26 protein-coding genes are annotated in these 22,177 nt (G+C 41.6%); 16 read left to right on the plus strand and 10 right to left on the minus strand.

What is annotated here, in order from left to right; all coding sequences use genetic code 11:
• Positions 1-249 precede the first annotated feature (249 nt).
• Positions 250-1,137, plus strand: coding sequence for a YitT family protein (locus ACZ5AE_RS04110; RefSeq protein ID WP_464569720.1), 888 nt, complete (start codon positions 250-252; stop codon positions 1,135-1,137).
• Positions 1,138-1,269: 132 nt separating this feature from the next.
• Here ACZ5AE_RS04110 and ACZ5AE_RS04115 read toward each other — a convergent pair whose 3' ends face one another.
• Together ACZ5AE_RS04115 and ACZ5AE_RS04120 are read right to left on the minus strand one after the other, a co-directional pair.
• On the minus strand, positions 1,270-1,422 hold the full coding sequence (locus tag ACZ5AE_RS04115) for an HAD family hydrolase (protein ID WP_464569722.1): 153 nt from the start codon (positions 1,420-1,422) through the stop codon (positions 1,270-1,272).
• A 60-nt stretch (positions 1,423-1,482) separates the two neighbouring features.
• Entirely contained in the window at positions 1,483-1,710 is a 228-nt protein-coding gene (locus ACZ5AE_RS04120; protein ID WP_464569724.1) for a hypothetical protein, read from the minus strand.
• A gap of 121 nt (positions 1,711-1,831) precedes the next feature.
• Between ACZ5AE_RS04120 and ACZ5AE_RS04125 the strand changes: the two genes are divergently transcribed.
• The 9 genes from ACZ5AE_RS04125 (at position 1,832) to bacA (ending at position 10,366) form a co-directional block, all read left to right on the plus strand.
• On the plus strand, positions 1,832-2,203 hold the full coding sequence (locus tag ACZ5AE_RS04125; RefSeq protein ID WP_464569726.1) for a MerR family transcriptional regulator: 372 nt from the start codon (positions 1,832-1,834) through the stop codon (positions 2,201-2,203).
• 15 nt (positions 2,204-2,218) lie between these two features.
• On the plus strand, positions 2,219-2,530 hold the full coding sequence (locus ACZ5AE_RS04130; protein ID WP_464569728.1) for a thioredoxin family protein: 312 nt from the start codon (positions 2,219-2,221) through the stop codon (positions 2,528-2,530).
• 681 nt (positions 2,531-3,211) lie between these two features.
• Complete coding sequence (ftsZ, locus tag ACZ5AE_RS04135; RefSeq protein ID WP_464569730.1) at positions 3,212-4,417, plus strand: cell division protein FtsZ; 1,206 nt, start codon at positions 3,212-3,214, stop codon at positions 4,415-4,417.
• Positions 4,418-4,771: 354 nt separating this feature from the next.
• Positions 4,772-5,956 (plus strand): ABC transporter substrate-binding protein, encoded by a 1,185-nt coding sequence (locus tag ACZ5AE_RS04140; RefSeq protein ID WP_464569732.1) that lies wholly within the window; start codon positions 4,772-4,774, stop codon positions 5,954-5,956.
• A gap of 154 nt (positions 5,957-6,110) precedes the next feature.
• On the plus strand, positions 6,111-6,989 hold the full coding sequence (locus ACZ5AE_RS04145) for a branched-chain amino acid ABC transporter permease (protein WP_464569734.1): 879 nt from the start codon (positions 6,111-6,113) through the stop codon (positions 6,987-6,989).
• Between the two features lie 10 nt (positions 6,990-6,999).
• Positions 7,000-7,935 carry a branched-chain amino acid ABC transporter permease gene (locus ACZ5AE_RS04150; protein ID WP_464569736.1) on the plus strand — a complete coding sequence of 312 codons (936 nt, stop codon included), beginning with the start codon at positions 7,000-7,002 and terminating at the stop codon, positions 7,933-7,935.
• 1 nt (position 7,936) lies between these two features.
• The gene (locus ACZ5AE_RS04155) at positions 7,937-8,716 is read left to right on the plus strand and encodes an ABC transporter ATP-binding protein (protein WP_464569738.1); all 780 of its coding nucleotides are present in this window, start codon (positions 7,937-7,939) and stop codon (positions 8,714-8,716) included.
• Positions 8,709-9,416 carry an ABC transporter ATP-binding protein gene (locus ACZ5AE_RS04160; RefSeq protein ID WP_464569740.1) on the plus strand — a complete coding sequence of 236 codons (708 nt, stop codon included), beginning with the start codon at positions 8,709-8,711 and terminating at the stop codon, positions 9,414-9,416. Before ACZ5AE_RS04155 ends, ACZ5AE_RS04160 begins: the two co-directional genes overlap by 8 nt.
• Positions 9,417-9,562: 146 nt before the next feature.
• Complete coding sequence (gene bacA / locus ACZ5AE_RS04165) at positions 9,563-10,366, plus strand: undecaprenyl-diphosphate phosphatase (protein ID WP_464569742.1); 804 nt, start codon at positions 9,563-9,565, stop codon at positions 10,364-10,366.
• 358 nt (positions 10,367-10,724) lie between these two features.
• On the opposite strand, the gene acpP is transcribed toward bacA, so the two are convergent.
• Together acpP and ACZ5AE_RS04175 are read right to left on the minus strand one after the other, a co-directional pair.
• A complete protein-coding gene (gene acpP, locus ACZ5AE_RS04170) occupies positions 10,725-10,955 on the minus strand; it encodes an acyl carrier protein (RefSeq protein WP_464569744.1) in 231 nt (76 codons plus the stop codon).
• Positions 10,956-11,245: 290 nt separating this feature from the next.
• Positions 11,246-11,887: a YitT family protein gene (locus tag ACZ5AE_RS04175; RefSeq protein WP_464569746.1), complete on the minus strand. Its 642-nt coding sequence runs from the start codon at positions 11,885-11,887 to the stop codon at positions 11,246-11,248.
• A gap of 174 nt (positions 11,888-12,061) precedes the next feature.
• Here ACZ5AE_RS04175 and ACZ5AE_RS04180 point away from each other — a divergent pair, with 174 nt between their 5' ends.
• Together ACZ5AE_RS04180 and ACZ5AE_RS04185 are read left to right on the plus strand one after the other, a co-directional pair.
• Positions 12,062-12,505, plus strand: coding sequence for an Lrp/AsnC family transcriptional regulator (locus ACZ5AE_RS04180; RefSeq protein WP_464569748.1), 444 nt, complete (start codon positions 12,062-12,064; stop codon positions 12,503-12,505).
• A gap of 208 nt (positions 12,506-12,713) precedes the next feature.
• Entirely contained in the window at positions 12,714-13,730 is a 1,017-nt protein-coding gene (locus ACZ5AE_RS04185) for an SDR family oxidoreductase (protein ID WP_464569750.1), read from the plus strand.
• Positions 13,731-13,781: 51 nt separating this feature from the next.
• On the opposite strand, the gene ACZ5AE_RS04190 is transcribed toward ACZ5AE_RS04185, so the two are convergent.
• Both ACZ5AE_RS04190 and ACZ5AE_RS04195 read right to left on the minus strand, forming a co-directional pair.
• Positions 13,782-14,663, minus strand: a complete 882-nt coding sequence (locus ACZ5AE_RS04190; RefSeq protein WP_464569752.1) for a PhzF family phenazine biosynthesis protein — start codon at positions 14,661-14,663, stop codon at positions 13,782-13,784.
• A gap of 50 nt (positions 14,664-14,713) precedes the next feature.
• Entirely contained in the window at positions 14,714-15,160 is a 447-nt protein-coding gene (locus tag ACZ5AE_RS04195; protein WP_464569754.1) for a GNAT family N-acetyltransferase, read from the minus strand.
• 226 nt (positions 15,161-15,386) lie between these two features.
• Between ACZ5AE_RS04195 and ACZ5AE_RS04200 the strand changes: the two genes are divergently transcribed.
• Positions 15,387-15,929 (plus strand): hypothetical protein, encoded by a 543-nt coding sequence (locus ACZ5AE_RS04200; protein ID WP_464569756.1) that lies wholly within the window; start codon positions 15,387-15,389, stop codon positions 15,927-15,929.
• A 17-nt stretch (positions 15,930-15,946) separates the two neighbouring features.
• On the opposite strand, the gene ACZ5AE_RS04205 is transcribed toward ACZ5AE_RS04200, so the two are convergent.
• Positions 15,947-17,752: an alpha-hydroxy-acid oxidizing protein gene (locus ACZ5AE_RS04205; protein ID WP_464569758.1), complete on the minus strand. Its 1,806-nt coding sequence runs from the start codon at positions 17,750-17,752 to the stop codon at positions 15,947-15,949.
• Positions 17,753-17,864: 112 nt separating this feature from the next.
• Here ACZ5AE_RS04205 and ACZ5AE_RS04210 point away from each other — a divergent pair, with 112 nt between their 5' ends.
• Positions 17,865-18,101 (plus strand): hypothetical protein, encoded by a 237-nt coding sequence (locus tag ACZ5AE_RS04210; RefSeq protein ID WP_464569760.1) that lies wholly within the window; start codon positions 17,865-17,867, stop codon positions 18,099-18,101.
• An 82-nt stretch (positions 18,102-18,183) separates the two neighbouring features.
• Positions 18,184-18,360, plus strand: coding sequence for a hypothetical protein (locus ACZ5AE_RS04215; RefSeq protein ID WP_464569762.1), 177 nt, complete (start codon positions 18,184-18,186; stop codon positions 18,358-18,360).
• 129 nt (positions 18,361-18,489) lie between these two features.
• Here the strand turns inward: ACZ5AE_RS04215 and ACZ5AE_RS04220 are convergent, their stop codons facing one another.
• Positions 18,490-19,065: an HAD hydrolase-like protein gene (locus ACZ5AE_RS04220; RefSeq protein ID WP_464569764.1), complete on the minus strand. Its 576-nt coding sequence runs from the start codon at positions 19,063-19,065 to the stop codon at positions 18,490-18,492.
• Between the two features lie 58 nt (positions 19,066-19,123).
• Between ACZ5AE_RS04220 and ACZ5AE_RS04225 the strand changes: the two genes are divergently transcribed.
• Entirely contained in the window at positions 19,124-19,555 is a 432-nt protein-coding gene (locus ACZ5AE_RS04225) for a ribosomal maturation YjgA family protein (RefSeq protein WP_464569766.1), read from the plus strand.
• A 30-nt stretch (positions 19,556-19,585) separates the two neighbouring features.
• Here the strand turns inward: ACZ5AE_RS04225 and ACZ5AE_RS04230 are convergent, their stop codons facing one another.
• Complete coding sequence (locus ACZ5AE_RS04230; protein ID WP_464569768.1) at positions 19,586-21,073, minus strand: carboxylesterase/lipase family protein; 1,488 nt, start codon at positions 21,071-21,073, stop codon at positions 19,586-19,588.
• Positions 21,074-21,211: 138 nt separating this feature from the next.
• Positions 21,212-21,718 carry a M15 family metallopeptidase gene (locus tag ACZ5AE_RS04235; RefSeq protein ID WP_464573537.1) on the minus strand — a complete coding sequence of 169 codons (507 nt, stop codon included), beginning with the start codon at positions 21,716-21,718 and terminating at the stop codon, positions 21,212-21,214.
• Between the last annotated feature and the right edge of the window lie 459 nt (positions 21,719-22,177).

Here is a 22,177-nt window from a genome sequence, read left to right on the forward strand (position 1 = left end):
TTAGAAGTGTGGCTGTTTTGTGTGGTTCCACTAAAATTTACGTTTGCATTGTTGGAAAGTGCTTGTACCCTAAATTGACTTATATTGAGTGAGTTTGCCATCTGGAATCACCGTCCTTTCTCCATTTTATTTTGAAGGAAGGCATGTGTTTGTCCAGAGGCCTAGAGGCAGGAGTTTTATTGCGCTTTATGGATGAGGCAGGAGAGCGGTCGTGCATCATCCATGCATCAAAAATAGAGGGGGAATTGTATGGATACATATGTAGAAAAAAAGAAAGTAAATCATAAAAGGTTAACGGCAAGAAATATTGTTAAAAGGGGTTTATTTATTACGGCTGGTGCCACAATTATGGCTTATGGGTTAGAGGCTGTGTTAATTCCAAACAATATGATTGACGGTGGAGTTACGGGTTTATCCATGGTCTTGAGCCATGTGACAGACTTTAACCTCAGTATTTTCTTGGTTATTCTAAACCTGCCGTTCTTTTTCTTGGGATATAAACAGATTGGGAAAACCTTTGCGATTAGCATGTTATACGGAATTATCGCTCTATCTGTAGCGACTTCTTTACTGCACCATGTAAAACCGATTGTCAATAATGAGTTGCTGGCAGTTGTTTTCGGTGGTTTAATTTTAGGCTTAGGAGTAGGCTTAACAATCAGAAATGGCGGGGTTTTAGATGGAACAGAAACGTTGGCAATTTTAGTAGAGAAGCGTCTTCCTTTTTCAGTGGGCGAAATTATCATGTTTGTGAATGTAATTATCTTCTCGGTTGCTGCCTTTGTGTTCTCTATTGAAAATGCTTTGTTTTCAATGCTTACATACTATATTGCCTTCCGGACTATAGACGTTGTGGTAAAAGGCTTGGATGATATGAAATCCGTTTATATCATAAGTGACAATACCGATGAGATTGCGGATGCCATCTCCGAGCGATTAGGCCGGGGAGTGACCTTTCTGCACGGAGAGGGTTCCTATAGCGGCGAAGATAAACGCGTTATATTAAGTGTTTTCACAAGGCTGGAGGAAACAAAAATGAAAGATATCATTAAAGAATTAGACCCCGAAGCCTTTATCATCGCAACCGACGTAACAGCCGTATACGGCGGCCGCTTCAAGAAAAAGGACATCCACTAATGGGACATGAGTGAAACATGGGGACGGTTCTTATGCATCATTTCGATTGTTTTTTTAAAATACACATAACCATGCAACGTTACGGAACCAAGAGCCAAGACCGAAATGAGACAAGAGAACCGTCCCCATGCATCAAACCACATATGCTTTATAAAGATTACGTTTTATAGATTCTGCTAATCCATCATTTTTGTTGTGCACAGTCACGAAATCAGTTGCTGCTTTTACCTCTTCGCCAGCGTTCCCCATTGCCACCCCAGTTCCGACATGACGAAGCATCTCCATATCATTCGGCCCGTCTCCAGTGGCTGCTGTTTCTTTTGGACTAATTCGAAAAGCACGAAGTTAGCTTTTTATTGCAGCCCATTTTGAAACATTTGGAGCAAGCAGTTCAAATCCATTTATTCCAATCAATGACTTCTGCTTCCTTTTTAAACAAAGCGAAAAATTTGGGACTTGGTTCCCCAGATAGAACACTATATTCCAGTACATCTTGATAATTTGCCTGTCGTAAATCTCCAATATAACGTGGCGGAATTTGCCCGACTTTTGTCCAATAATCGACCTCTTCATTTGTTTCCTTACAATAAAGCCCATTTGCTGAATGGATATAACATTAAAAAAAAACATTGACCGTAACATTAATGTGAGGGTTTATAATGACCATAACATCATTAGGAAAGGGGGTTCTCCATTGAAAATTGGTGAGTTATCCAGGTTAACTGGGGTGAGTGTTCGTTCATTACGGTACTACGAAGAACAAGGAATTTTAAGTCCTATACGCTTGCCAAACGGATATCGCGAATATCATGATTTGGCAGTAGAACAAGTGAATACCATTAAGTTTTATTTAAATTTGGGACTCACGATTGAGCAAATATCTGGATTTTTGAATTGTGTCTTGAAGAACAAAGAAGCTTTCTGTAATGAAATTCTCCCAATCTACGAAGAAAAACTGCAGGAGCTGGATACTCAAATTCAGCTGCTTACGATGATTCGCTCTAATTTAATTGAACGGATAACCTCAATTAAGGAAGAACGTACCCGTATTGATGGTGGAAATTAGAGGGAGGTTTTACAGTTGATTAAAGAATTAGAATATCACAATTTTCATAAAGAAATTGAAAAAGGGATTACACTGGTTGAGTTTGGTGCTAAATGGTGTCCGCCATGCCGTATCCAGGAGCCCATTCTAGAGGAGTTATCATTGGAGTGGGGAGATAACATTTCGATCGCAAAGATTGACACTGATAAAGAGTCAAACCTGGCAGCGAAATATGAAGTTCAAGGAATCCCCACCCTTGTGATATTTAAAGATGGAAAAAAAGTAGACTCTCTTCGTGGACTCCATTATATAGAACAAATAAAATCAAAAATAGAAAGAATACTATAAACCTAGCGGCGGTTTAACAAGGTAATATAATCAGTAAAAGACATTCCTTGAAAGAATGTCTTTTATTATGGAAACCTTCTTTATTAGCCTTTACTTTAATACTTATTTTTTTCGAGATTGGCTCAAAATGATATAGACAAACTGTTCTAAATTTTAAAAGGGCTTTCAAAATAAAATCTATGAAGCCCAAAATGGCACAAGCCAAGGGGAGAAATGGTCTTCATTAAGTCATTGAAGTCCATTTCTGCTTGTACAGGGAGGAATATATTTTTTTATCCGTATCCGCTTCGCTATCCTTGTGGAATTTTTCCAGTAGTCTGGGCAGGTTCTAGTGCATCAATTCTGGGGTTTTCAGAAATATCTGCGGATCATGCACCGAATCCATACCACGGACAGTCCCCGGCACCCCAGATATGACACACGAGAATGTCCCCATATTACACCCATATTACAATTTTTTAACAGAAAATAGGCTATTCTTAACTGGACAATAAGATTATCGTTAAGTAGACTATAAAATAAACTATTTGGAGTCTGCTGGTAGTTTGCTAGAAAAAGCTGCAACTTCTGCCTCCGAATCTATTAACATAAACAAAACGATCTGAAAATTACATAGGGGCCTTTTTGGCAGCCATGATTAGTGTGAAGCAAGGAAACTGGGACGAATGGGGAGGAATAAAAATGTTTAACTTTGAACCAAGCATGGACCAATTTGCTAGGATTAAAGTCATCGGTGTCGGCGGCGGGGGTAACAACGCTGTGAACCGGATGATTGAGGATGGCGTTAGCGGTGTGGAATTTATTGCTGTAAATACGGATGCACAAGCACTCCACCAATCAAGAGCAGAGGTTACGATGCAGATTGGATCATCCTTGACAAGAGGATTAGGAGCGGGGGCCAATCCGGAAATCGGCAAAAGAGCAGTGGAAGAAAGCAGACAGCAGATTGAAGACGTACTGGAAGGCGCAGACATGGTCTTCGTAACAGCCGGAATGGGCGGAGGGACAGGCACTGGGGCAGCGCCTGAAATTGCGAAAATCGCCCGAAAAATCGGTGCCCTGACTGTTGGAGTTGTCACGCGTCCGTTTAAGTTTGAAGGACACAAGCGTTCAGTAAATGCTATGAATGGAATTAACGCCATGAGAAACGCGGTGGACACGTTAATTATTATTCCAAACGACCGCTTGTTGGAAATCGTTGATAAAAAAACACCGATGATCGAAGCTTTCCGCGAAGCCGATAACGTGCTTAGGCAGGGGGTTCAGGGGATTTCCGATTTAATTGCTGTTCCAGGTTTAATCAATCTTGATTTTGCCGACGTGAAAACGGTCATGTCCCATAAAGGAACTGCCCTCATGGGAATTGGTGTAGCAAAAGGGGATAATCGCGCTGCGGAAGCTGCCAAGAAGGCCTTAAATAGTCCGCTCTTGGAAACGTCTATCAATGGAGCGCAAGGTGTGATCATGAACATTACTGGAGGAGCCAATCTAAGCCTATTTGAAGTTCAAGAGGCAGCCGATTTAGTTGCTTCTGCATCTCATGAGGAATTAAATATGATTTTTGGATCGGTTATTAACGAAAGCTTGAAAGATGAAATAATCGTAACGGTTATAGCGACAGGATTCGATGAGCAAGCGGCTGAAGTTAAACAGCCTGTCCCTCAGTCAACAAGGATCTTTCAGCGAGAAGATAGTTTCGGGCGCACTCCAATAAAACGCGAAGAGCCAGTTTACCAACCAGAACAGCAAGAACCAGAACGATACTATAAACAGCAAGAACCGGAACGATACTATGAACAGCAGGAACCAGAACGATACTATGAACAGCCAGAAGAGGAATCTTTGGATATTCCATCGTTCCTGCGGAGACGAAGAAATAGAAAATAAAAGATAACCAGGGGAGACAGTTCTAGCAGCCGTAATGGCCTATAGAACCGTCTCCCTGTTTTTTTTGTTTTTTTTGATGTCGTAATAATTTTTATTTAATTAGTTTATTATTCGAATTAAAGTAATTTATGGAAAACATCAGCTCTTTCCTTATATTTTTCCGGATGAAAGCACTATCATTTCCAAAAATACGCAAGTTTCTGAAATATTAAAATAATATACTAGACGAAAATAAAAAATTGTTTTAATATACTAATAGTTAAAACATTTCTAACTATCATTTCCCGATACTTATATTCGGATAATAATGTCAGAAAAATCAAAAAAGGAAAACAACAGAGGGGGAACCTAGAGATGAAAAAGAAATTTAGCAAGGTATTTATGGTATCAGCATTAGCAGCCGGTATCCTTGCCGGCTGTGGGACAGGAAACCAAAGTGCTAGCGGCGGCGGAGGCAATTCAGATGCCTTCAAGCTTGGAGTAAACATGGAGCTGTCCGGAAACGTTGCTTCCTACGGTGAATCGATGACCAAAGGGATTGAAATGGCCGTAGCGGAAATTAACAAAGCTGGCGGTGTGGAAGGTAAAAAAATCGAAGTGATTAAAAATGACAATAAATCGGAAGCGGCTGAAGCAACAAACGGAATTATTAAGCTGACAAGCCAAGATAAAGTAAATGCGGTAATTGGTGCGGCAACAAGCGGAAATACTGTTGCTCAAGCGCAAATTGCCAATGATACGAAGACCGTTCTAATCGCACCAGGCGGAACAAGCCCGACTGTTACGGTAGATGAAAAAGGAAAAGTAAGAGAATTCGTTTTCCGTACATCTTTTATTGATCCATTCCAAGGCACAGTAGCTGCTAACTTTGCCTCCAATAATTTAAATGTAAAAGATGCAGCCATTTTCTCAGATAGCTCAAGTGACTATGCAAAAGGATTATCCGATGCTTTCAAGAAAACCTTCGAAAAAGCAGGCGGTAAAATCGTTTCAGAAGAATCTTATGTGGCAAAAGATACTGACTTCCGTGCTACATTAACTCGTATTAAGGCTAAAAATCCATCCTTCATTTTTATCCCTGGATATTATGAGGAAGTTGGCTTAATCGTTAAGCAAGCACGCGAGCTTGGCATCACAGCTCCTTTAATGGGTGCTGACGGATGGGATTCACCAAAATTAGTTGATTTAGCAGGTGCCGATGCCTTAAATAACACATACCTAATCAACCACTATTCTACAGAGGACCCGGACAAAAAGGTTCAAGACTTTGTGACAGCGTTCAAAGACAAGAACAATGGCGATGCGCCTAACGCTTTCAATGCCCTTGGTTATGATACGGTTTATTTCTTAGCAGATGCCATTAAACGTGCAGGCAGCACTGACTCTGTTAAGATTCAGAAAGAATTAGCAAAAACTAAAGATTTATCACTTGTAACTGGCGTGTTATCTGTTGATAAAAATCATCACCCAATTAAATCTGCAACAGTGCTAGAATACAAAGATGGTAAGCAAGTATTTAACTCTAAAATTAATCCTTAATAATTAGACCAGTAAAATGGAAGGATTATCCTTCCATTTTACTTTTTTAGAAAAAGGCTTGTTAAAAGTAATCGTTGGTTTGCACACTATATTTACAGGAGCGCAATTGAACAGACAAGTTTAACACAGCCTTAGAAAAAAGGAGCAAAAACGTATGGATTGGTTACAACAGCTAATAAATGGAATTTCACTCGGCAGCATCTATGCCTTAATCGCATTAGGATACACCATGGTATATGGAATCATTAAATTAATAAACTTTGCTCACGGCGATGTATTCATGGTTGGGGCCTTTATTGGATTCTATGCGATTAAGGGATGGGGATTAGGCTTCTTGCCTGCACTCATCATTTCGATGGCTTTCTGTGCGGTATTTGGCGTATTAATTGAACGGATTGCCTATAAACGGCTTCGGAATGCTACGAGGATCGCTGCCTTGATTACAGCGATTGGAATGTCTTTGTTGATTGAATACGGTATGATCTATATCCGCGGCGCTCAGCCGGAAGCGTATCCTGCTGACGTATTGCCAAATAAGGCCATCAATTTGTTTGGTGTCCATATTAACAGCCAGTCTTTATTTATCCTATTAACATCAATTATTTTGATGATTATTTTACAATTTATTGTTCAGCGTACGAAAATGGGGAAAGCGATGCGTGCTGTCTCTCTTGATATGGACGCGGCCCGCTTAATGGGAATAAGCGTTGACAAAACGATTTCCTTCACGTTTGCCATTGGGTCAGCATTAGCAGGGGCAGCAGGGGTCGTGTTTGGTGTATATTATACAAAAATTGAACCGCTTATGGGTGTGATTCCCGGGTTAAAAGCGTTCGTTGCCGCCGTCTTGGGGGGCATCGGCAGTATACCTGGAGCGATGGTTGGCGGAATTTTCCTCGGTGTCATCGAGTCGATCGTCAGTGCCGCAGGATTTTCTTTATGGAGAGATGCAGCCGCTTTTGTCATTTTGATTCTCATCCTTATTTTCAGACCATCCGGCATCTTTGGGAAAAATACAAGAGAGAAAGTATAGGTGAAAAATAATGAAGAAATCAAAATCATTTTGGGCATTTCTGATTCTGGCGGCGGTTGTGTACGTAGTCGTTCAATTTTTCATCGGCTCAGGATTCATAAATATTTATTACAGTAATTTGTTCATTACCATTGCCATTAATATTATTTTGGCAGTCAGTCTCCATTTGGTCATTGGCATCACCGGTCAGTTCTCAATCGGCCATGCTGGTTTCCTGGCAGTCGGAGCATATGTTTCGGCGATTGCCACGATGAAATTAGAGCTGCCATTTATTCTTGCCGTTGTCATTGGCGGGGTGATTGCCGCTTTGTCCGGTCTGATTGTCGGCATTCCGACGCTAAGACTGCGCGGTGACTATTTGGCGATTGCTACTCTTGGTTTTGCAGAAATCATTCGAATTGCTTTATTTAATATTGAATATGTAGGCGGGGCAGCTGGTATGCAGGTGTCGCATCTGACGACTTGGACCGTTACATTTGTCTGTCTGATCATTACCATTCTGGTGATCACGAACTTTACGAATTCTAGGCACGGCCGGGCGTGTATTTCGATTCGCGAAAATGAAATTGCCGCCGATGCGATGGGAATCAACACCACGTTTTATAAAGTTCTTGCTTTTGCAATCGGATCATTTTTTGCCGGAATTGCAGGCGGTTTATATTCACATAATTTCTATATCATCCAGCCGGGAAATTTCGGTTTCTTAAAATCCTTTGATATTCTCATCTTTGTTGTCTTAGGCGGTCTTGGAAGCCTTACCGGATCCGTGATTTCGGCCATTTTATTAACCGTTATATCAGCATTTTTGGCGCAATATCCGGAAACACGGATGATTATCTATAGCTTAGTTTTGGTCATCGTGATGCTTTACCGTCCACAAGGATTGATGGGCACGCGTGAAGTCACAGATTTATTCAAGTGGAAACCTGCGAAAGGAGGCAATTAGCATGGCGCTTTTGGAAGTAAAAAATGCTGGCATTCAGTTCGGCGGATTAAAAGCTGTTTCCGGCTTTAATATGGAACTTAAACAAGGGGAACTAGTTGGCTTAATTGGACCGAACGGTGCCGGAAAAACGACTAGCTTTAACTTGTTAACAGGCGTTTACGTACCAACTGAAGGCGAGATTGTATTTAACGGGCGTCGGCTAAACGGACTGCCTCCCTACAAGGTGACCCAAAGCGGGATCAGCCGAACATTCCAAAATATTCGTCTGTTTAGTGAATTATCCGTGTTAGACAATGTAAAGGTTGCCTATCATTCGTTAGCGAAAAACTCCATTATTAGTTCTATATTTCGTCTGCCTTCCCATTTTTCCGAGGAAAAAAAGATGGAGGAAAAAGCGCTCGAGTTTTTAAAAATTTTTAACCTGGAAAGATTTAAAGATGAAAAGGCGAAAAATTTACCGTATGGGCAGCAGCGGAGATTGGAAATCGCCCGGGCGTTAGCGGCCGGTCCGAAACTGTTACTGCTGGATGAACCTGCAGCGGGGATGAACCCGCAGGAGACCCACGAATTAATGGAACTGATAGCCTTTATTCGGAAACAGTTTGACCTGACGATTTTATTAATTGAACATGACATGCAGCTTGTCATGGGAATCTGTGAACGGATCTATGTCCTCGACCATGGCCAGCTGATTGCAGAAGGTACACCAGAAGTAATCCGGAGTCATCCGAAGGTCATCGAGGCTTACTTGGGAGAGGAGGTTTCTAACGATCATGCTTAAGGTCAATGATATAAATGTATTTTATGGAAACATTCAAGCACTTAAAGGCATTTCATTAGAAGTAAAAGAAGGCGAAATTGTGACCTTAATCGGGGCGAATGGGGCAGGGAAAAGTACGCTTCTGAAAACCTTATCCGGACTGCTTAAGCCAAAATCAGGGACGATTGAATATTTAGGCGGAAAGATTTCAGGATTGGCCCCTCAAGCGATTGTGAAGGCTGGAATTTCTCAAGTACCTGAAGGACGCCGGGTGTTCTCCAATATGTCAGTAGAGGAAAATTTGGAGCTTGGCGCCTATACAAGAAAGGATGCCAGCGGAATTCGCAAGGATATGGAAAAAGTCTACGAACTGTTCCCAAGGCTGTTGGAACGCCGCAAGCAGCTATCTGGAACCCTTTCCGGCGGGGAACAGCAAATGCTGGCAATGGGGCGGGCCATCATGGCCAAGCCAAAGCTGCTGCTGTTGGACGAGCCTTCAATGGGCTTGGCACCTTTGATTGTTAAACAAATCTTTAACATTATCGAGCAGATTAATAAAGAAGGAACAACCGTCCTGCTCGTTGAACAAAACGCCAACATGGCCTTATCCGTCGCTGACCGGGCCTACGTCATTGAAACCGGCCGCATCCAAATCTCAGGCACTGCCGCCGAGCTCCAAGCAAGCGAAGAAATCAAAAAAGCCTACCTTGGCGGTCATTAATGATACAAAGGGACGGTTCTCATGATCAAAAGCATGAGAACCGTCCTTTTGTTTTGTTTAAAAAATTTACTAAAACTTAATACTGTTTTTAAGGCATTAACAGGTATTATTAATAGGTAGCATTTAATATAGGAGGAACTTTTTTTATGAGTGAGCACGTCATAGCTTTTATAATGGGAATCGTAGAAGGGTTAACAGAGTATCTTCCCGTTTCATCAACAGGGCATCTCATCTTAGCTGGGCATCTATTGGGGTTCGAAGGAGATCGGGCGAAAACATTTGAAGTTGTCATTCAATTAGGTTCAATCCTAGCGATTGTCGTGTTATATTGGAGGAGATTTTTTTCACTTTTAGACTTTAAGAGTTTAAATATAAGGGACAACAACAGAACGAAACTAAATCTTCTTCACGTATTTTTAGGGGTTCTGCCGGCAGTGATCGTAGGCTTCGTCCTCCACGATTTTATAAAAAACGTCCTGTTTTCGACAACAGTCGTTTTGGTGGCGTTAGTAGTCGGTGCCTTATTATTAATTTATGCGGACAAAAAGAACACAACAGTTACGGCACACACCATTGATCAATTATCTTATAAGCAGGCCCTATATATTGGCCTGTTTCAATGCTTAGCAGTCTGGCCTGGCTTTTCAAGAGCGGGTTCCACCATTTCCGGGGGATTATTAGTGGGTGCCAGCCAAAAAACGGCAGCAGAATTTTCCTTTATTCTGGCATTACCTATTATGGTTGGCGCAACAGGATTAGATTTATTGAAAAATATGGATGCCATCACTTCAGGAGACATCACAACCTTTATCATCGGCTTTTTAACAGCCTTCGTAGTCGCATTGCTATCCTGCATCGGCTTCCTAAAACTGCTTGACAAAGTAAGGCTTTCGACATTTGCCTACTATCGTATTATTCTTGCGATTGTATTCGCGTTTATTATCCTATAAGTTGAATCAGGGGACTGTTCTTATGCAGATGGGGAAGTTGAAAGCAGCCGTTGATAGGTACTAAGAGTTGGAAGTGATTATTGATGCGCATAGGATCGATAACTCATATGGTACGGAATTAATTAATAAATAAAGATGCAAAATGTTAAGGATTAATTAAGAATAATGCGCTACTATTAAAACAGACTTTTTCAAAACCCCCTTTTATATTATTTCTGGAAGCCCTCGAGGACTATAGTCTTGAGGGCTGCTTTTTTTAGAAAAACCGATAGATTTCAATATCCGATGTATGCAAAAAGCGGATGCCATCAGCCATCCGGTTAAGTGTCCGTCTGCTTTTAGTCCATCCGCCTCACTGTTAACGATTTTTTTCAATAAAGTTCACGACATCTCCGACAGTTTGAAGCGTCGATGCCACTTTATCACTAATTTCAATTGCGAATTCATCTTCAATCTCCATCGTCAGGTCCACCATATCAAGTGAATCAGCTTCGAAGTCATCCTTGAAGGATGCGTCAAGTCTGACCTCCTCCATTTTGACACCCAGTTGATCTGCAATAATCGGCTTTAATTTTTCAAATGTGGTCATTGCGGCAAATCCTCCTAATATATCATACCCATCATTATAACAACCTAATTGGGCACTTAAAACATAAAAGTATTTCCAATATTCGGCGAACAGTTAACCAGTTGGAAATCGGTTCTACTCCCAGTTAGGGCACTAAACAGTTCGGAGCAAGCTGAATTTATAAGGGGGCACTTCATCGGAAGACTTTATATAGAAAGTCTCTATAGGTCCGGTTATATAGAAAAATAGGGATCATTCAAAAGTAATGGAGCGCTTTTGGATTAACCCTATTTTTCATAGATTCAAGTTTTTTACACACTATCTGGAAACTGCTGCTTGCGATTCAGCTGTATGAGTGGGGTAGATTTCTTTCTTTCTGCTGCTTGGCTTCTGTTGGCAATATCATTTTTGTAATAACTAATTACTTTTGCTGTTACCGCAATAGACAAAATGGAGCATAACCCTCTTACCAGTCCGACAGCGTAAATGCTGGAAACTACAACAATGGAGTCAAATAGAAAGTTTACTTTCCCTGGATTAAAGTGAAATCGCTTTTGCAGATACAGAGCAAGAATATTAGCTCCGCCTAGGGAAGCGCCATTCATAAACAGGATTGTCACACCTACTCCAATCATAAACCCGCCTAAAATGGCACCGATCCAAATGGGGAGTGAAAAATGTGGAAGGAATTGGTCCATCCCTGTCATGAAAGTCAGAATTGAAACGGAAATAACAGTAGATAAAGTAAACTTCCAACCCATTCTAAAAACTGAAAAAACATAAAAAGGGATGTTCACTAAGAAAAAAATCACTGCAAATGGAAGATTGAAAAGATATGCAACACTTAATGAGAGCCCAGCCGTGCCTCCTGTAACGATATTGGAATGTTTTAAAAGGATGACCCCAATACTTGTTATCAGACATCCTAACAAGATCTCTATTGACTTTTTCACTATTAAATCACCTGCTTCCTAACAACATGAACGAAACTGCGTAAATGGATAATTAAATAATAAAAGATAAAATATGAATTTTACATAACAAAATGAATGCAATATTATTAAAATGTATTTATTTCGTATAAAATAATGAGTATTTATATTCATATTGAAAGGTGCTGTATTTGAGTGGACCAACTAGACATTAAACTATTAAAACTTTTGCAAAAAAATGCTCGAATGACGATCAGTGACTTATCGCAAGAATTAGCGTTAAGCAGGCCAAGCGTTTCAGAGCGTCTTCACCGTCTGCAAGAGAAAGGGATTATTGAAGAATACAGTGCGAGAATTTCCTTGCCAGCGATTGGGAGAGAGATTTTGTTAATTATTCAAGTAGGCGGACTTAAAGTATCCGTGCAAGAATTTGAAGAATTCATTAAAAGGGAGCAGGAAATTATTGAGTGCCACCGTGTCACGGGGGAAGTAAGCTATTTTTTAAAGGTAGCTGTTTCAAACATGACTGGAATGAGGCTATTAATCGATCGGTTAATTCCTTTTGGGAACATTAACACTTCAACTGTGTTATCATCACCTGTACCTTATCGATACATTTTGCCAATTGAAGGAGACTAAAAAACATTGAGCAGACCAATTTAGCTAAAACATTGCTGCCCAAGACAGAGATTTTTCCGTAGAATATTAGGAGTCAAGCCTTGAAATTAGAGCATGATGATTTAACAAGGACGTAGAAAGTATAAATTTTTTATACTCCCCATATCTTTTAACAAAATATATATCGTTATATAAGGGAAAGAAGTTAAATGGAATGGGGGGAGAAGGGATGAAGGTTCTTATATTAGGCGGGACTCGTTTTTTAGGAAGGGCGTTGGTGGAGGAAGGCTTGAAAAGAGGCCACGAAATTAGTTTATTTAATCGCGGGAACAACAAAGAGGCATTTCCTGAAGTGGAGCAGCTTGCAGGGGATAGAGACGGGGATGTTTCCCTTTTGAAAAATAGACAGTGGGACGTGGTAATGGATACATGTGGGTTTATTCCGAAGCAGATTCAAAAAATCGCAGATATACTGGGGGATAATATCTATCATTATACGTATATATCAAGTATCTCTGTATATAAAGATTGGATTCCGCTTAATCTTGCTGAAGACTACCATCTGCAAACTTTGTCGTCTGATCAATTAAGGTCTGTTGAGGAAGGAAGTAAGTCTCCTTATGAGCATTACGGTGCCTTGAAGGTCTTGTGTGAGGCTGAAGCGGAGAAACATTGGCCGGGACGTGTGTTGAATATAAGAGCAGGGCAGCTTGTCGGACCGTTTGACTACACGGATCGGCTTCCGTATTGGATTCAGCGTGTGGCACAAGGAGGAAAAGTATTGGTACCGGGGAGGCCGGACCGTCTTGTTCAACTGATAGATATTAAAGATATTGCCAAATGGGTGTTTGATATGGCGGAAAGCAGAAAAGCAGGGACTTTTAACGTGACGGGCCCGAATGATAAATTGACAATGGAAGAGCTGTTGGAGACCTGTAAAGCTGTCGCCAATAGCGAGTGCGAATGGATATGGGCAGATGAGCAATTTTTGCTGGAGCGTAATGTGCAGCCATGGACGGAAATGCCGCTATGGGTTCCCGAGCTCTTCCCGCTAGAGGGAGAAACAGAACCGTGGAAAGGCTCTTTTTCTATCAATATCGAAAAAGCAGTGAATGCAGGCCTTACCTTCCGGCCGCTGGAGGAGACGATTAAAGAGATTTATGACTGGTTACAGACCAGGCAGGATGCAATTCTTAAAGCAGGGATTTCAAGAGAAAGAGAACAAGAACTTTTAATTCACAAGTGAATTACAGGGACGGTTCACATGCATCAGAGGCATGTGAACCGTCCCCATGTGTCAAACCAGCCATTCACCCTGTGCGATTTTTTCAACCTTTCCTCCAACGGAAATGTTGATTTCTCCGTCTTCCTCATCTGCTTTTAAAAACAATAAAGATGGTCTGTTCATTTCATATCCTTGTTCGACTCGTATATTGATTTCACTTGTTTGGAAAAATTGGTATTTTACCAGGTAGGCAGCTAAGCATCCATTTGCGCTGCCCGTAGCAGCATCCTCCGGCATCCCATAATAATCTCCAAAGTCACGGACATTTACCTGATTTTCCGGATGATACGTTTCAGGGGCGAATACCATAAGCGATTTTGCGTCCGTATTCTCAATCAACTTATAGTATTTTTCTAAATGGACCTTAACTCTTTTGACGGCGTTCAGACTTTTCAAAGGGACAAGAATGACAGGAAGCCCAGTGGAAACCTCCTGAATGGGGAACCGCTCATCAATGGCATCCTTCTCAATCTGTAAGACACCACAAACTGTGTCTGTCTCTAATATCTTGCCGAAGGCAGGTTTATTCTGTTTCATCCAAATAAGGTCATCGTTTGAATCAAACGTGACGGGAATCTGGCCAGCCATATAATTTAGCTTAAGTGTTTCTGTCGGTTCCTCTAATAGTTCATGTTGAATAACATAGGCTGTTCCCAGCGTTGGATGACCGGCAAAAGGAACCTCTTCATTAGGGGTGAAGATACGGACATCAAAGCCGCCATCTATTGTTTGGTCAGATAGAATAAAAGTAGACTCCGAAAAATTCATTTCTTTCGCCATTTGCTGCATTTCCTGGTCTGATAAATGTCCTGCTTCTTTGAAAACAGCCAGTTGGTTCCCTGTATATTTCCCTTGCGAAAAAACATCCACAATTGAAAAGTTTATTTTTTTCATAGAAATCTCCTATTCTACTGAAGTTGAATCACGAGAACTGTCTCCATGTATCAGCCGCGAAATTTTTGCATAAACCGCTCTGGGTGATCAATCGGTTCGAAACCGTATTGGCTGTATAAAGTGTGAGCGTCATTGGTGACTAACATAAACCGGCGGACATTTTGCAACTCTGGGTGGTTGGTGGTGACCTCCATTAGCCATTTGGACAAGCCTAATCTCCGATATTCAGGCACAATGAATACATCAGCGAGATACGCAAATATCGTTAAATCGGATACGACTCTTGCAAAACCAACTTGTTCTGCATCGCCTTTGCTGACATCCCCTTTAAAAACTCCAAAACATAAAGAAGAATTGTCAATCGACTTTTTGATGATTTCCTTTGGCCGGCCCAATGCCCAGTAGGATTCTTCGCTTAAAAAATTGTGGATTGTTTCAATATCTAAATACTCTTTATTGGTAGATATGGAGAAGCCGTTTTTTAGCCACGTGTTCATAGGTGAACCTCCTTCATTTGTAAAAAGGCAGATACCCATTGGAAAGATATGCCTCTTTCAAAAATTTTAACATATATATTTATTTCTGTGTGATTACTGATTGGGACAAATATCGCGGGAGTGAATAACATTTTTATAGGTTACGCCCATTTTTGAGAGAACAAGTTTATAGGTCAATGACTAAAGAATATGATGATGTAAGTTTTAGAAGAAAGGAGTGCATTTTATGTATCTTAATCCTATGCCTATGTATTATAACAATCCATATACTCAGGAAATTCATGTGTATTCAACTCCATTTCCAGAGGAGTATTATTACCAGATAAACCCTTATGAGAGACAATTTGGCCAATTTTTTCCGCCAATGGGACCGTCGTCAGGAATCCCTAGCTTTTTACCACCATTTGGACCACCAGGTCAAGGTCCAGGAGGGGGACCGCCAACAGCGCCCCCAGGTCAAGGCCCAGGAGGAGGACTGCCATCGGCGCCTCCAGGTCAAGGTCCGCAAGCGGGACCGCCAACATCACCACCGCCATCTTTTGTTCCTACACAGACACAACAGCAAGCGCAAGCATTTGCAGTTGACCCAGGCGGTATTAGAAGATGCTTATTCAGATTCACTTATATATGGCTAAGAGGTTTTGACCAATTTTGGTTCTATCCAATATTTGTCGGCCGTAACTCAATCGCAGGGTACCGATGGACTGGATTTAGATGGATGTATTCCGGAATATCCTTACGACAAATTCAATCGTTTACTTGCGTTTAGACGCGCGGGGACGGTTCTTATGCATCAGAAGCATGAGTATCGTCCCCATGTTTATTTTTTAATAAAAACGGCGCAGTACAAATGACTCCTATCATGTACAGAATAACCGCAAAATAAGCCGGTAATAGGTGAATAAAATCGGTATAGCCAATAATAAAATGAGTGATAAGACCCGATGCAAAGGCGGGTATGGCCCCGATTGTAAAAGTCCACCAGACCCAGCGTTCCCCTTCGCGAATCCCCCATAAGGCGAGCATCAAGACAAGCAGTCCTACACTCAGCAGGGCACTGCCAAACCCGGCCCGATCATGGGCGATAACAGGGATCAACCGTTCATTAAATTCATTCAGCAATTCCGGTGTAAGACATATATATTCTAGGTCAGTCGGCACAAAGACACTGGATGCGCCAATGACGGAGATGACAACCCCGCCAATAGTTAAAGCAAACCCTAATACGATAAATGCCAGCTGTCCAATTAAGCTCCATTTCCAGTATCGATGATTGTAAAGGTTGGTGCTTGATGGCGCTTCAATTGCATTTCTTGATTTTGCATATCCAAAAATGAATAAAGGTAATAAAATCAGCCAAAACAATCCATGAAGCCAATCGAAATACCCATATCCGATAAATAAAAAAATTCCAAGGAAACCAATAATCCCAGCGATATTCACTGCTTTTCTGGCCCAATGCAGACCATTTCTTATGCTATGCCTCGCCAGCTGCATGTAAATGATTCCGCCCGATATCATCGTTCCGGAAAGGGTCATCCGATCGTGCGCCATGAAGTATAAAATGGCAGGATTGAAATTTACGATGTCGCCTCGCAGGATGCCTAAAAAATCCTCGTCGTATGGAAGGATAATCGCTGTCATACTGAAAAATAGGGCGATGAATCCCGCAATGGTAATGGCCAACCCAAATAGCCAATACCAAAGCCATCCTAGCGCGGGCTCTGATTCCTTCGGGAACGTGTTGGAGTACGCCTCATTGATCCGCTTAGGGAGACCAGGTCCAGCAAATACATATTCAAAGCCTAACATGACAAGGGATGCACCGTTTTCTAATAATTTCACCGCATCTGCCGGCTCGCGGATCCCGCCTGATATGATAATTGGCACGTCGTCACCAACTGTTTTCCATACAGCAGCAAGAGCATCAGGTGAAGGATTACCTTCAAGGAGTATTCCACTTGGTTGACAGTTTGTTAGTTTTTCAATTTGTTCCGTTGAACAAGACAGAATAACTGGTTTATTTAATTTTTTTTGAAAAAGATGATATTGGTTGGCTGATTCAAACGAATGGCTTTTGATAATAAACACATCACTAAAAGGGAGGAGTTCTTCGCAAATCTGCTCTATTTCAGTATACGTTCCTGCAGCCCTTATAAAAAATGGTACCTCCTTTTTCTTCACAGAGCGCAGCTGTTTCTTAACTGTAGATACCTTTATCGAAAAATTTGGATTTCTCGATATACTTTCCTGTTTTGGGTCTAGATGGAGTTCTTCTGAACTTGCTGAACCCTTTATCGAAACCGGGCCAATCTCAATGAAGCCAAAGCCGAGGTTCTGAAAAGCTTTCAGTCCCGATAATTGGGGATCGATTTGGCCGCCTAGCCCAACTGGCGAAGAAAATTGAACACCGAACAAGGTTTTCGCGAGTTTTTTCGAAGGGGCCATGTGGCCAAGAAATTCTATTAACACCTCCCCAATTCTCGACGACGATAACATGCTCATCCCGCGGTGAATAAACTCCCGGCTAAACGATGGCGGCAGTTTATGAAGAATCGGCTTGAAGATAGTGTGATACGACCAATCTGGCATGGTGGAGTTTCCTCCTTTCGAGCAATAATCCATTACCTGAATTTTACTATATTTCTAATGTTTTGAGGTTGGGTTTGCTAATAACTTGCTTTTTGGGAGAAAAGAAAAGCAAATGACCCAGTCAACTGAGCCATTTGCTTTTACAAAAATAAATTGGTTTAGGTTTAGGGACAAGTTCATAAAAGGATTTACGTTTTCACATTGGAAGACAGGAACAATTAAAGTATCGGCTCCACCTACGCCAAATACCGTGATGGCCACGCTTGCCATCCCCTCTACTACTTACTATAACGTTACGATGTTAATAAACAGTGTTATAGATGTTAGCAAATTGTTAACCCTGCATTAAAAAAATATGAACAGCATGCCCAACGGTATAGGTGATGGGGATCAAGAAAATAATATGAAAAACTCAAATTGGAGGTTGAAAAATGGTTCCTATTAATAAAAAGATTCAAACTTCAGGTAAAAGCGGAATTGAACAGCCACTAATGTCAACGGGCACAACAGAGCAAGGTTTCGATTGGGAAACAGGAAAAACGGATTTTGCAGCTACGCCCAAAATCGGAAATCAGCCGATTGGGGAAGAGGCTGGAAGTGCTGATTAAGGAGTTCTCGGTTCATGAGGACAAAAGGATAGAAAAATCCGAGAGGGGAGTCGTCATAACAGGGTTCATGAGGACAAACTGATAGAAAAATCCGAGGGAAGTGTCCTCATATGGTAAGGTGTTCATCACCTACAGCTGATTAAGTACCATAGAAATAAAGTCCGCATAGCTCTCAATATGAAAATCAGCCTCAATGTTACGATTTTGAAAGGCACAGGTTTTAATCTTTAATTCTTGTGCGGGAATTAAATCCAAGTCCCGGTCCCCAACCACCAGATCAATATGATGGCTTTTAAGGACATATTCATATGAAGAACGATGAGGCTTTCTGGTAAACCCTTGTTCTTCCACGGATACAATGTCCTTAAAGTATTTTAATAAACGATATTTCTCAAGCAGATAAAGGGTAGATTCCTTATCGCGATGAGTTACAATCACATTGTTCTCGACTGCTGCTAATGCACCCTCAACGCCATCAAATGGCTTGCTGATCCTTTTGGAAAAATAATTAAAAGACGTTTGGTACTCACTCCTCCGGCTCTCGTCAATTCCATAATGTTTAAAGGCCGTTTTCGAATCCTTTTTCAGCCATTTTAACACCTCACTACGTTCTAGCTCCTGCCCAGCTACCTGTATAAATCCTTCAACAAGTGCTGGAAATGTATCAAAAAGCGTTCCATCAAAATCCCACAAAATATTAATCATTATCCCTCTTTCAAAGACGATTTTTTCATAAAAAGAAAGTAACATATGATGCTTAAAAATGGAAGAAAGCGTAATATTTATTTCGAGGGGGTGGACTCCACTGAATTCGAAAAGAGGCATTTATTTAATAACGATCATAATTGTCATTTTACTAGGGCTTTCCTCCAGAAAATACGGCCAGTTTCTGCCTTCGTTTATAGCGGAAAACGCAGGGGATGCGTTTTGGGCGATGATGGTCTATTTTGCCTGTCGCTTCTTATTTATTCGGAAAAGTATCCTTAACGCCATTATACTTAGCCTATTATTTAGTTTCGGAATTGAATTCAGCCAATTATATCAGGCCGACTGGATCAATCAAATTCGGGGGACAGTGCTCGGAGCGCTGATTTTGGGGCATGGTTTTCTTTTTGTAGATTTGTTTCGCTACCTAATAGGCATTATGATTGGAAGTCTGATTGATAGGAACGCTCTAAAAATAAACAAGGTCTAGCCGGTTTTCTACCCGGCTAGACCTTAATTTTTACGATTTCATTACCGTTGCCGCCTGTTCCCAAATCAACCGTTCGGCCCGGTTAGGGTCATTGACCACCGAACTCTCCAGATTGAAAATCATGGTTGGCCTGAAGTTCAAATCATACTTTGGCCACGAAGGAAGGGCATCAGTATTAGGGTTACCGTTACGTGCAAAATTGATCCAAGCCTGATGCATTTGATCCGATACCTTCTGCCGCTCAGGAGAGGAGCCCGTGAAGTTTGTTGTATTTGGTTTATCCAATGTGTTCCAGACAAATGGAATCTCTAATGCATGTGTTGCCTTAAGGGCGCCGTCAAAGACCGGTGTCTCCCAATCAAAGCGATACATCCAAACCGGCGCACCCTGATTACCCTGCAACTCTGCCAGTTTTTGCGCAGGGTATGTAAAAATATGAATGGTCAGCAGTTTATTGAATAGATCTTGGCTTAGTGGTTCAGGATTAAAGTTTGCAATAAGAGGCACGAGCGGTCCAAAGGTTTTTTCAAAAATCGCCTTGACCTTTGCCTCATCTGCATCCTTCCACTCGGGGTCAAAGGCACTGAAAATATTAAATTCATCCTTGTTGGTACCAATTAAAACCGGTATATCCTTTGCTGAACCTTCTGCTATCGCCAGTTGTGGATGTTTTGGCAGAGATACGCCATCTATAACCGGTCCCAAGCTCATTGCCGGGAGAACATCAGCAGCTTGAAGCAGCTGATCAACAGGTAATTCCTCCAATTTTGCTAGATTAGCAGGGTCTACTTGTAAAGCTGCAAGGATGGCGCCCGCCACTTTTGTTGCGGTTTCAGCAGGATGAACGTTTGCTGCAGCACCGCTTTGCAGGATTGCTTTATGGAAAAGTCCTTGAGCAGAAGGGAATCCAAGCAATACCCCGACACTCATGGCTCCTGCCGATTCTCCAAAAATTGTTACGTTATTAGGGTCGCCGCCGAATGCCGCAATATTTTCCTGCACCCAATGCAGTGCAGCTACCTGATCAAGGATTCCGCAGTTCCCGGAAGTGGCATATTCAGCTCCGCCAATTTCGCCAAGGTGAAGGAAGCCAAAAACTCCCAACCGGTAATTAATTGTCACGACAACGACATCGCCTTGAGCTGCAAACGAAGTACCGTCATACCAATGGCCGGATCCAGATCCAGTAACGTAAGCACCACCATGAATCCAAACCATTACGGGACGTTTTTTATCATCTGCTCCCGGTGACCATACATTTAGGTATAGGCAATCCTCACTCACATTCGAGACGTCATTCCCGAAGAACTCCATTATTTCTTTTTGAGTTTGCGCTGCAACCGGTGAAAAGGAGGTAGCATCCCGAACACCTTCCCAAGAATCTGGCAGCTCTGGAGCCCGGAACCGAAGCGGGCCGACCGGTGGCTTTGCAAATGGAATCCCTTTCCAAGAATAAACACCATCAATCAGTTCTCCCTGTAATTTACCGTAAACGCTTTCAATAATTGTATTGGACATGAACGTTCTCCTTTCAACGATAATCATACTTATTAATTTTATTCGAGATGAAGGAGTTGTTTTCCTTTTATTTACATGATTATATTTAATATTTTTTCTACCCAAATATAACGACCCGCGGGCGAATAGTGAAAATACCTATTCGCCTGGATTAGGTCCCGCAACCAAGGACGAATCTGGCCTTTCCCCATTCTGCAGATCAGCAATCGTTAAACCAAAATTCATCTCCAGGTGAGGATAATCTTTGAATTTAGCCCAGTCTCCGCCCCATTCAAACCCCAGCTTTTTCGCCATTTGTACGACCTCGGTCCAATCGGATTTTGAGTTTCCATTCCGATCATATTCCCGGTCCCACACCACATCTCCCGAAGGCGTCTTTAACGCGAAATCAATCGCCAGCCCGTAATTGTGATAAGATTCGCCGCCCTTCGCATGGGTTACAACCGATCCCTCTGTGGTACGCCCTTGTTCATATAAACTGTCCTGCTCCTCGGCACTACGAAAACCGTCCGTAATGACCACCACAATCCCTTTTTTGGCAGCTTGCTGGATTAGCTGATTGGCCTGCTCCTTCACAACCGGGTTGAGTTCAGTCGGCATTGGAGCATCCTTTGCGATCGCTGGTTTCGTAGGAGTAGAATTCATTTTATTATAAAAGATTACCACTATGGTAATCACGAGAACTAATAAAGGTAATACTCGTTTTATACGTATTCTTTTTCTCTTTCGTTTCAAAGCTCGAAGTTCCTTTCTTGTTTTTGAAAAATTATATCACTCTAAAAGACGAAATGACGAGTCTAATAGTTTCATATAATCGACAAATGGAAAGATAGGGTAATTTAACGCAGCAATTTTTTCTATTAATTTTAAAAAAAGATCTCACTTTCACCAAGTTTTCACCGTCCTTTACTAAACTGATAATGAATTGGAAAAACTCAAGACCGAAACTGTGAGTTTAGCGAAATAAATTTCGCGGGAAGGGGGGCACCTGCAGACGGGTTAGGTGCTTTTTTTCTGCCGATAGGAGAATGTTTTTGTGTAATTTATTGAATCTTCCATTTAATCTTTTGGACGTTCTTCAGGTGTGCAGGGGCAGTCTATTGG

The organism is Neobacillus sp. S1227, from assembly GCF_055385255.1.